The 2,297-nt window shown below is 60.9% G+C and carries 2 protein-coding genes; both read right to left on the reverse strand.

The features are described 5' to 3' along the window. The coding region (nuoM, locus tag D8U18_RS09285) for an NADH-quinone oxidoreductase subunit M (RefSeq protein ID WP_131107486.1) at positions 1-1,455 on the reverse strand (1,455 nt) is incomplete at its 3' end. A gap of 39 nt (positions 1,456-1,494) precedes the next feature. Next, positions 1,495-2,297 (reverse strand): proton-conducting transporter membrane subunit (locus tag D8U18_RS09290; RefSeq protein WP_277752470.1); only part of this gene is annotated, 803 nt, incomplete at its 5' end.

Consider the following 2,297-nt stretch of genomic DNA (forward strand, 5'->3'; position numbering starts at 1 on the left):
GAGGAACGGTTGCGGGTACACGCCGATGTAGATCAGCAGCGCCGCAAGCCCAACCACCATGATCAGTTCGCGACCGTCCATGCCATGCAGTACCGCGTCCGATTTCGACGGGCCGAAGAAGGCACGGTGGACCATGATCAGCGAGTAGACCGAACCGAACACCAGGCCGGACGTCGCAATCACAGTGATCCATGGGGCGCTGGCGAAGGTGCCGATCAGGATCAGGAACTCACCGACAAAGTTACCGGTCGCCGGCAAGCCAAGTGATGCGGCGGCGAAGAACAGGCTCAGAGCCGGGAGGTAGGCAATCTTCGACCACAGGCCACCCATCTCGCGCATATCGCGGGTGTGGGTACGCTCGTACAGCTGACCGGAGAGGATAAAGAGTGCCGCGGCCGACAGACCGTGCGCCAGCATCTGCATCACTGCGCCCTGCAGCGCCAGTTGGCTGCCGGAGTAGATGCCGATCAGCACGAAGCCCATGTGGGAAACGGACGAGAAGGCAATCAGACGCTTGATGTCGGTTTGCGCGAAGGCCAGGAACGCACCGTAGAAGATCCCGATCAGACCCAGGGCCATGGCGAACGGCGCGAACTCGGCCGAGGCATTCGGGAACAGCGGCAGGGCGAAACGCAGCAAGCCATACGCCGCAGTCTTCAACAAGATACCGGCCAGGTCCACGGAACCCGCGGTCGGTGCCTGGGCGTGAGCGTCAGGCAACCAGGAGTGGAACGGCACCACGGGCAGCTTGACCGCGAAGGCGATGAAGAAGCCGAGCATCAGGATGTACTCGGTGGTCATCGACATCTTGGTTTTCAACAGGTCGGCGTAATTGAAGGTAATCACGCCGGTTTCGTTGAAGTTGACCAGCACCAGGCCGAGGATCGCCACCAACATGATCAGGCCGGAAGCCTGAGTGAAGATGAAGAACTTGGTCGCTGCGTAGATCCGGGTTTTCTTGCCGTCCGAAGAACTGTGACCCCAGAGCGCGATGAGGAAGTACATCGGCACCAGCATCATTTCCCAGAAGAAGAAGAACATGAACAGGTCGAGGGCGAGGAACACGCCGACGACACCGCCCAGGATCCACATCAGGTTCAGGTGGAAAAAGCCAACGTGACGCTGGATCTCTTTCCACGAGCAGAGTACCGAAAGTACACCCAGCAGACCGGTCAGCATGATCATCAACAGCGACAGGCCATCGAGGGCCAGGTGCACGTTGATGCCAAACCGCTGGATCCAGACGTGCTTGAACTCAAGCGCCCAGGTCGGGTCGGCGCCAGGCGCCGGGGCAAATGAATAATCACCGTTGGCCCACAGCCAGAGGCCGAGGCAAAGCAACAGGGACATGGTGATCAGCGCAATCCAGCGGGGGAGGGTGGCGCCGAAGCGCTCACCCATCCAGCACAGCAGGCCGCCGATGAAGGGGATCAGGATTAGCCAAGGCAGAATCATGACGGGCTCGTTTCCTTTCGCAAATTCGCAAGGTTCATATCAGACCGCTACCAGCACGACGGCGCCAATAACCAGCACGGCACCAGCAGCCATCGAGGCGGCATACCAACGCAGTTGACCGGTCTCGGTACGGCTCAGGGCGGTGTGACCGCCTTTGGCCATGCGCGGGATCAAACCGATGGTCTGATCGAGCGGGTCTTTGCGCAGGATGTGGCTGATCGCCAGGTAAGGCTTGACGAACAGTTTGTCGTAGATCCAGTCGAAGCCCCAGGCAGCGAACCACCAGGCCGAAAGGAAACGGCCGATGCCGCTGTTGGCGATGGCGGTGACGAAGCGACGCTTGCCGAGGAACAGCAGCGCGGCCAGCAGGATACCGGCCAGGGCGATGGCGCCCGAGGCGATTTCCAGACTGTGCTTGGCCTCGCCACCGGCATGCCCGACGCTTTGCGGCAGCACGCCGTGCAGCGGCGGCACGATCATCGCACCGACGAAAGTCGACAGCACGATCAGTACCGACAGAGGCAACCAGTGGGCAATGCCGTGGCCAGCGTGAGCTTCGGTCTTGGCTTCACCGTGGAACGCGATGAAGATCAGGCGGAAGGTGTACAGCGACGTCATGAACGCACCGACCAGACCTGCGTAAAGCAGACCCTGGTTGCCGCTGGCGAACGCTTCCCAGAGGATTTCGTCCTTGGAGTAGAAGCCTGCGGTAACCAGTGGCAGAGCGGCCAGCGCAGCACCGCCGACGATGAAGCTGGCGTAGGCCAGTGGCAATTTCTTCCACAGACCGCCCATCTTGAAGATGTTCTGCTCGTGGTGGCAGGCAACGATCACCGCACCGG

Origin of the sequence: Pseudomonas sp. Sample_10, from assembly GCF_004321495.1 — a bacterium.
Lineage (GTDB): Bacteria > Pseudomonadota > Gammaproteobacteria > Pseudomonadales > Pseudomonadaceae > Aquipseudomonas.